Source organism: uncultured Leptotrichia sp., from assembly GCF_938036635.1.
GTDB lineage: Bacteria > Fusobacteriota > Fusobacteriia > Fusobacteriales > Leptotrichiaceae > Leptotrichia > Leptotrichia hongkongensis.
Window position 1 is genome coordinate 1 of record NZ_CALHQO010000562.1, and the last position, 9670, is coordinate 9670.

Annotated in this window: 2 protein-coding genes; both read left to right on the forward strand. The window is 33.6% G+C overall.

The annotated features are described in order from the left end of the window. Positions 1 to 173 precede the first annotated feature (173 nt). A complete protein-coding gene (locus tag Q0370_RS11325) occupies positions 174 to 1976 on the forward strand; it encodes a ShlB/FhaC/HecB family hemolysin secretion/activation protein (protein WP_299575792.1) in 1803 nt (600 codons plus the stop codon). Between the two features lie 25 nt (positions 1977 to 2001). Next, positions 2002 to 9670, forward strand: a 7669-nt coding sequence (locus tag Q0370_RS11330) for a filamentous hemagglutinin N-terminal domain-containing protein (RefSeq protein WP_299575794.1), incomplete at its 3' end; no start/stop codon positions are given.

Here is a 9670-nt window from a genome sequence, read left to right on the forward strand (position 1 = left end):
TGGCTACTGGTGATTTGACTTGGTTTCTGACTTGCACCGTGACCAGTGCCAACCGAAACTGCCATTGTCATTAGAACTGTTGCGGAAGTAATCCCAACACATTGCTTAATAATTGATTTTTTATTACTTTTGTGATATTATTACTTAATACTTAATTAAAAAGGAGATATATTTTGGTATATAAACAAACGTTGACTTTTTGCATCTTATTTCTTGCTAACCTTGCTTTTTCTACTCCAGTCAACGAGGCAAATAAAATTATTGATATTCAGCAGAGACAGCTTGAGCAAGAAAGAAATAGGATGGAGCAGCAAAAAAGTCAAGAAGAATTTGAAAATACTAGATTTAATGATGTTCCAAAAATTGATAAAGATAGCAACTTTGATGATAAAAATTCTAAAAAGTTTTTGATAAATGAAATTGATATTGAAGATAAAGACAAACTACTTTCTAAGAAAGAAAAGAAAAACATACTTAAAAAATATGAATATTTGGAAATGGGAAGCAGCGATATTCAAAATATTCTGGTTGAAATTACTAATAAATTAGTTTCTAAAGGGTATATTACAAGTATTGCGACAGTTTCAGATAAAAATGATTTGACTACAGGAACTTTAAACTTAAAAGTTGTTGCAGGGAAGATTGAAGATGTCAGAATTAATTCTGGCAATGGACTTGATAAATATAAGGAATTTTTTATGTTTCCTAAAAACAGAGGAAAAGTGTTGAATATAAGAGATCTGGATACTGCTACGGATAACTTTAACTCTATTGGCGCTAACAATATGAAGATGGACATTGTTCCTTCAAGCCGTGAAAACTACTCAAGAATTGAAGTAAAAAACAGATTAAAGAATAAATATACTGTTGGAATTTTGACTAACAACTATGGAGACGATAAGCAGAACGGAATTTGGAGAAGAGGTATCAACCTTAATATTGACAGTCCTCTTGGCATTGGGGACAACTTCTATTTCACATACATGACAGTTCCTAAAAAAGATCCTGACAGAAGCTGGAAGAAAAACATAGAAGATTTAGCTCCAGGAGAAATTTTACCAATTGGTCCAGTTGGCTATGATCCTTCAAACGGAGATACATTGCCATATAAAAGACGGCTTGATATGTTTAATTTTGGATATACGATGAAATTTAGGACATATACTTTAAGACTTAGTTCAAATAAAAGTATTCAGGAAAGCAGTTTCTATTCGGGAAATACAGTTTATGATATGTACTCATCAAGTCGGACTACACAAGCAAATTTGGAAAAAATATTGTTCAGAAATCAAAAGAGCAAGGTAAGTTTTGAAGCGGGGATAAAACAGAAGCATAACCAGAACTATTTGGAAAAATCAGTTTTATCGAATAGAAAATTGTCAATAGGGACAGTTGGCTTAAATACAACGACATCTCTATTTAGCGGTATTCTGGGAGTAAATTTAGGATATGAAAGAGGACTTAAAATTTTTGGAGCAGAAAGGGATAATGGAAAGCTGGATATAAATCCAAAGGCTCAATTTAATAAATATACTCTTGATGTAAGCTACTATAAACCTATTACGAATAAATTTGTATACAGGGCAAATATTTACAGCAGTTATTCAAATGATGTGCTTTACGGAAGTGAAAGACAGACAATAGGCGGTGTAGGAAGTGTCGGAGGATTCAAGAATGATACGATACAAGGGGATAAAGCAGTTGAAATTGATAATGAGATTTCATACAACATTCCTATAAAAAAATTTGCAATAATTTCACCATATTTGAGTTATGGATATGGAACGGCAAAATACAGCAAGGATAATTCAAAATATGCAAGAGGGTATGTAACAGGAATTACAACAGGATTAAGGCTTAATACAAAATATCTTGATTTTGATTTTGGATATGCAAAGCCAATGGCACATTCAGATTATTTGAATCCTAAAAAGCAGGATATATACTTTAGCGGAAATATGAAAATTAGTTTTTAATAATTAATATAAAAGGAGGTAAAATTTGGAAAATAAAATTTTAAAAAAAACAATCGCATTTTTATTATTGTTATCAATGAATATGAATAGTTTTGCAGCAAATCTTGAACTAGATCCTAACTCAAGATATAATACAAAGCTTGACATGTCACGAAATGGAACTCCAATCGTTAATATTTCTACTCCGAATGGTCGTGGAATAAGTATTAATGAATTTCTTGACTACAATATCGGTCATGAAGGGCAAGTGCTTAATAATGCTGATAACATTGGGCGTAGCCATCTTGCCGGGATTATTAATGCTAATCCGAATTTGGCTGCCAACCAGGCTGCAAACTTGATAATCCTTCAGGTAAACGGGTCTAACCGTTCAGATATTGAAGGGTATCTGGAAGCTTTGAGCCGTCAGAAGGTAAATGTCATTTTGAGTAATGAAAATGGTATTTACTTAAATGGTGCAGGAACTATTAATATTAGAAATTTTGTTCCGACTACAGGAAGAGTAAAGCTTCAGAATGGGGACTTCGTAGGAATTGATGTTGAAAAGGGAAGAGTTGTGATAGGCTCAAACGGGTTTGATGCATCGACTACGGATTATGTCAATGTAATTGCAAAAGCTCTTGAATTGCAGGGAAGCCTTGTTGGAAACAAGGTTGATGTAACTCTTGGAGAAAATACAGTTGATAAAAATGGTGCAGTTACTTCAAAGCACGGAATAAATTCTGTTGCAATTGATGCAAGCAAACTGGGTTCGATGTATGCAGGGCAGATCAGCATAATCAGTACTGATAAGGGTGCAGGAGTAAACTCAAGGGGAATTGTTTACTCAAGAGATAAAAAACTTGAAATTACAGCAGATGGAAAAATAAATGTTGCTAAAATTAAAGGGAACGGTATTGAAATTAATGGTACAGAGTACAATCAGGCTGAACTTGCCAGTTCTGATAAAGGGATTAATATCAATGCTAAAAATATTAGGCTAAATGGAGAAACACAGGCAGCCGGGGATATTAATTTAAATGGGAATACTCAAAATAACTCTAAAATATATTCTGAAGGGAATTTTAATACAAGAAGTCTTTTAAATACAGGCGATATTAATGTTGCCGGGAATTTTAAGGCTGATGATTTTAAAAATGTTTTGGCAGCTGTTAATACAGGTGGAAATTTGAATGTTAAAAACTTGGAAAACAGTGGCAGCATTCAAGTTTCTAGAAGTACAGGGATTGACGGGAAGTTAAATAATTCAGGTAACTTGACTTCTATAGACAAAATAACTGTAAAAAATGATATTTTAAATTCCGGAAATATTTCAACTAATGGAGATTTGTCAAGTAAAAATGCAGTTTCATCAGGTATAATTGTTGCAAATAATTTTACAACAAGTAATTTGCAGAATGATGGAAAAATCTTTACAAATGCGGATTTGAAAACAAAATATTTCAAAAATACTGGAGAAATTACAGCAGTTGGGAAAATATCAAGCGACAGTATGGTTTCAAGTGGAAGCATTAGAACAAATGAAGCTCTTGATATTTCAGGGGATTTGAATAATGACGGGACTTTACAGAGTGCTAAAGATATTACGGTTTCAAGTAACATTAAAAATAGCGGTAAAATTTATGCTGGCGGAAATTTATCAGGAAAAGATACTGTTTCAAGTGGGAAAATAGTTTCTAGAAATTTAAGAGTGAATGATCTTAAAAATGATGGAGAAATTTTTACAAATGAAGATCTTCAGGCTAAAAATGTTACGAATACTGGTAAAATAGCATCTGCTGGAAATATTTTCACAAATGATTTGAAAACTTCAGGAAGCATAAAATCTAATAGAAAAGTTACAGTTTCAGGAAAGCTTGAAAATGATGGGGATTTGGAAGCTGTAGAAGATATAAAGGTTTCGGGAAATGTAAGAAATACTAAAGAGATAGCGACAAATGGTGATTTTTCTGGTAAGAATGTGGTTTCAAAAGGGAAAATTATTTCCAAAAATTTTGAATCTGAAGATTTGGATAATGATGGTAAAATTTCTTCAAATGAGAATGTAAAAGCTAGAAATATTAAAAATACTGGAGAAATTCAGGCTGTAGGATCAATATCAGGAAATGATTTAAAAACTTCAGGAAAAGTTAGGGCAAACAGAAAAATTACAGTTTCAGGAGAACTTGAAAATGGTGGGGATTTAGAATCAGGAAAAAGTCTGACTGTTTCAAAAAATATTAGAAATACTGGAAAGATTGCTGTAAATGAGGATATTTCAGGGAAAGATACTCAAAATTCAGGAAGCATGTATTCTAAAAATCTTAAAACTGATAATTTGAAAAACGATGGAAAAGTTGAAATTGGAAATGATTTGAAGACGGCGGATATTGAAAATACTAAAGATATTACAGCAGTTGGGAAAATTTCAGGTGGTAATGTTAATAATTCTGGAAAAATTTTGACTAATGGAACACTGGATGTTAAGAATGTTAAAAATATTGGAAAAATTGCCGCAGGAAGTGATGTTACATCGCAAAGACTTGAAAATTCAGGAATTTTGGCGACAAATGGGAATATTACAACTTCGGATTCGATGATTAACAGCGGAAATATTGAAGGCAAAAATCTTGATATAACTGGTTTGGAATTCACAAATAGCGGTAAAATATCGGCTGACAACATTAGGGCAAGGGTTAATGACACTAAAAATAATGGGAATATTTCTTCAGCAAATGACATTGATTTAACGACAAATACTTTAACAAATACAAAAGAAATGCTGGCAGTAAACAGCATAAATTCAAATAATGCGACAGTTTTAAATTCAGGAAAAATGGCTTCAAACGGTAAAATACTGCTAAATAATTCAAGCATTACAAATATTGGAGAGATTTTGTCTGGAGAAATTTCTATGCAAAATGCGAAAAAATTTGATAATACTGGAACTGTAAAAGGGAATAAGACGGTTCTTACAACTGACCAGGATCTAAATCTGGTTGGAAATTTGCATGGAGAAAGCTTGCTTGAAATTTCAGGAAACAACATTACAAACAATGGAAATACGACAGGGGCGGGGCTTATTAAAATAAGTTCTAATGATTTTACAAATAATAAGGAACTGGCTTCAAATGCTGTGATTATTGATGGCCGTGGGAATGTTGTAAACAACAATATGATTACTGGAAATGATGGTAAAATTAATGGAAACAGCATTACTAACAATGATTTGATTGCTTTTGACAATTATCTTGAGATGAATGCTAAAAGTAAGGTCTTGAATAATAAAGATAAAAGTATTTATGGTGGAAATGCTCTGATAATCAAAGGTTCTGAAATTTTGAATGATGAAGGTGAAATTCTTGGCGGAAATATGGACCTGAATGCTTCTAAAATCACTAATAACGTTGGAACTGTTCAGTCAACTGGGGATATCTTCGTTACTTCAAATGATTTTCAGAATATTGGAAGGGTGTCAAATCTTGGAAGCTATGAAAAATACTATGAAACTTGGGATAGAATAAAATTATCTGAATCTGAAGTTGCAAGTAAATGGTTGCTTAATGATAATGGAGGGTGGAAGAAAAAAACTAGCGGACATACTAGAAAAAAAGCAAGAAAAGAACAAAAAGAATGGTTTGAAAAACAAATCCAGAATAGTAATAGATCTGAATCTAAATCATATCTGCTTACAAAATATGAGCAATTTTTTAGATCGATTTTAGGACATACAAACGTAGATGATTCAAAAAAAGTAGCAGGCAGTGCCAAAGATCCGACAATACCTCTTGTTGGAAAATTAAAAAGTAAAGCGTCAACTGAATATGGAAAAGTCCTGGCAAATGGAAACATTACAATAAATTCAGGTAATTTTAAAAATAAGGACAGTTTAATTTCAGGTGGAGGCTTAGTCAATATTACTGCAACAAATTTTGAAAATTCAGTAAGCATTGATGATAAAAATCCTATAAAACTAAAAAATGGTAGAGAGGTATTGGATTTAAATATCAAGGAGGGAACTCATCATCATATTCTAAGAACTACTCTAGTTGCTGTTCACACAAGAGATATGGTTGACGGGGATATAGGCTATGCAACAGGACAGCCTTCTATCATTGAAGGTTCACTTGTAAACGTGAATGCTCCAAATATCATAAAAAATTCTATTGAAGCAGGAAACGGAAAAGTACTGAATAATGGCGGAGCAACTGGCAGAGCCTTGATTTCTTCAAATTCAATAGGAATTAACAAGGGGACAGGTTCAGCAAATGGAGCGGTTCAGGTTGCTGGAAATACTTTACTATCCAAAGTAAATAGCGGCTTTAATGGAAATTTACAGGTTAATGGCAGCAGCAATAATAGCTTTGACAGGGCAATACAAATTTCAGGAAATAATTCAGTTATTCAAAATATTAAAAAAACTGGAACAATTGATGTAAACCCACTATTAAGCAGCGCAATGTTTACGATGAATATGGGTCCATCTTCAAAATATCTTCTAGAAACTCGTTCAAAATACATAAGTCTAGGTCAATATTATGGAAGCGACTACTTTACTTCAAGAGTTGGGTATTCGGAAATTTGGGACAGAAGTAAAAGATTAGGAGATGCTTTTTACGAAAATCAATTGCTAACAAGAGCTTTAAATGAAAAGCTTGGAACAAGCTTTTTGAACGGAAAGTCTAATCAGGAACTGATTCAGTCAATGATAGATAATGCAGCTGATGAAAAGGCAAGGCTTGGTCTTGTTGTCGGTCAGGCATTGACTCAGGATCAGATAAATGCCTTAAATGAAGATATTATCTGGTATGTCTCAAAGGAAGTAAATGGAGTCAGTGTTTTGACACCGCAAATTTACTTGTCAAGCAGAACTAGGGAAAGCATAAGCGATGACACTAGAAATAGAATTGGTGGAATAAATGGAACTTATGTCAAGACTAAAGATTTTGTAAATGATGGGACAAAATGGGGTAATGGTGGAGTTACCTATGTTGAAGCAAATACCGTGAGAAATGAGACTACAACAAACCTTCTTTCTGAAATTACTGGAGATAGAACATTCATAAGTTCAGTTGGAAATATTGAAAATATTGGCGGAAAGATAAAGGGAAATGAAGTTGTAGGTTTAATTTCTGAAAATGGAAATGTAATCAACAATACAACCAAAAGAAAAGTAGGATTCAATAATGGCGAGTTTGACAGAAGCTGGCATGAAGAAATAGGTTCAATTGGGCAAATTTCTTCAAATGGATTAACTTTTATTAAGGGTAACAGCTATGAGTCAACAGGAGGAATTCTAAATACAAATCATCTTGAACTTGACGTAAATAAATTCAATGTATCGGCATTGTCTTTAAGCGGTGAAGATAAATTCGGCAAGGGCAGCAATAATTACACAAAATATGGCGCAACAGAACATTTAGGCGGAGAAGTAACTGCAAATTCTACTTCAGGAAGAATAGGAGATTTGAACCTTACAGGCTCAGCATTTATTGGCGGAGATACACAAGGTCTGAAAATTGGGAAAGTGAATGTGGAATCCGCTGTAAACAGTTACGACTTGGAGTCAAAACAGACGAATAAAGATATAGTTTCTAAAAGCAGTACATACATAAAATCTCATCAGGAAGAAAATGTTGCAGGAAATTTACAGCTTAGCGGAGCAAGAATTGAAGGAAACTTGACAGGAATCGGAAGTAACATTGATTTAGGTGAAAATACCTTTGTTGGCGGAAAATTGACAACAGATTCGAGAGAATTACATAATAGTTTTTATGAAAAAAATACGTCCAGAGGATTTAGTGCAGGAATTAGTCACGGAACGGCTTCATTAAATTATGGAAAGTCAAGCAGTATCTATGATGAAAAAGATACGATAAATGCCAAATCAAATTTAAGAATTGGCGATGGAAGTGTGCTGAATAACGGAGCGGAAATTACGGCAACAAATTTTGAGTATGGAAATATTCAAATTAATAATGGCGATGTAAAATATGGCGCAAGAATTGATACAAGAGATGTAAAAACTACTTCAAGAAGCAGTAATTTTGGTGTGTCAATTGGAATAAACAGTCCGATTAAAGATAGAATTGAACAAGCAGCTGGAGCTGTAAAGCAAGCTAGAAGGGGAGATACGATAGGTGGACTTGTAGCTGGAGTAAATGCAGGAACTGGAATGGTTTCAGGACTTGCAGGGAATCAAGGGACAAGACAGGCTTATCACACAGGAAATTTAAGTCAAAGTGAAGTAAGAAATGCGAGTGCAAACAATAATTTTTATGCAAATATTGGAGTAAATGCAGGATATTCTACTTCTAAAAATAGTAACAACTCCCACAATGAAAGTGCCGTAGTTACGACAATGAAACCAATGAATGAAAATTCAAGCATTACCTACAACAATGTAAACAACATAACTTATCAGGGGACACAGGCACAAGGCGGAACATTTATCTACAACAATGTAAAAAATATTCGGAAGGAAGCAGTGGAACTTCACAACAGCAGCAGTTCAAGAAGTTCAAATTTTGGAATAAGTACGGGAGCGACAATTGGATATGGCTACGGAACACAGATTACTGGAAATGGTGGAAGTGTTTCTGCAAATAGAAGTAATTTGAATACAACTGAAACTATTTATCAGAATGGTAATTTTCAAAATGTAAATGAAGTTCACAATAATACTGGTACAATGACACTTTCAGGATTTAATCAGGAAGGCGGAAAAGTTACAGGTAATATCGGCAAGCTGGTTGTGGAAAGCAGACAGAACACAAGCACAACAACTGGAAGATCAAGCGGAGCAAGTGTAGGAATAAGTGCAAATGGAGTTCCTAGTTCTTTAAATGTAAATGGAAGCAGAACAAATGGAAGTAGAGCATTTGTAGATAATCAAAGCAGCTTTATTGTTGGAGAGGGAAGTAATCTTCATGTTGGTACAGTTGAAAATACTGGAGCTATTATTGGAAAACAGAGTGAAAATGGTACTACATTTAAAGCTGATAAGTATATTGGCCACGATATTCAAAACTATGATACAATGACAACAACAGGAGTTTCAGTAGGGACTTCATTAGGAAAGTCTCCTAGAGTTACAAACATTGGATTTAATCAAGATGATAGGGATAAACAAGGAATTACTAGAAATACGGTAGTTGGAAATGTAGAAATAGGCGAAGCTTCTGGAAGTCCAATAAATAGGGATGTTACAAAAGCTAATGAAGTTACAAGAGATGTACAGCATTCGACTAATATTAATGTTGAGAGCCAGACTATTGAGTATGCTACTAATCCTGGTAAGTTGAAAGAAGATTTGAATAAGGCTAAAGATGAAATAAAGGATGTTACAAAGGCACTTGATAACTCAATTCATGATCCAGGAGATGACAACAGGAATTTCTTTGGACAGTTGAGAGAAACTAGACTTTCTGAGACTGTAGAAAATATTGCTGGAGAGAGATTGAAAGTCGCAAGTACTCAAAATGAAATTAAATCAGCTTTTGAAGAGGCATATTCTGATTTAGGTTATAAGGCTGAAATTAAATTTAGTACACCAGAAGAAACTCCTGAATTAAAAGACAAAGCAGGAACTGCTTATGTTTCATCTACTGGAGTACATACGATGATAATAAATATAAATGCCAAAGAAAATAGTACAAAATCGGGGCTTATTGGAACAATTTCAGAAGAAGGGAGTCATATTATAAATGGAGCCA